Below are 348 nucleotides of genomic sequence, written 5' to 3' on the forward strand. Positions count from 1 at the left end.
GCCGCGCTGTCGGTCGGGGCGGCGCTGATCTGGTGGGCAGGCTCCGTGGCCATGATCGCGGTCGGGGCGGCCGCCACCGCGCTGGACGGCGGCGGCTTCACGGCACTCGACGCCCTTTTCGGCCAGGTCGTGCCGTACCTGGCTGCGGGCTTCGCGGCGCAGGTGCTCGTCGGTGCTCTGAGCTACCTCGTCCCCGTGGTGCTGGGCGGAGGCCCGACCCCGGTGCGCGTCGGCACGGCCGCGTTCGACACGGCAGGCGTGCTGCGCGTCACCGTGTCCAACGCCGCGCTCGCCGTCTGCGCCCTGCCCGTGTCGAGCCTGATGCGCGTGGTCGCCTCAGCGCTGTAC

1 pseudogene is annotated in these 348 nt (G+C 74.7%); it reads left to right on the forward strand.

Annotated elements, in window-relative coordinates:
• Nucleotides 1-348: pseudogene (locus RT309_RS13540) on the forward strand (copper oxidase); the annotation flags it as partial.

Source organism: Microbacterium sp. (assembly GCF_032084865.1).
GTDB lineage: Bacteria > Actinomycetota > Actinomycetes > Actinomycetales > Microbacteriaceae > Microbacterium.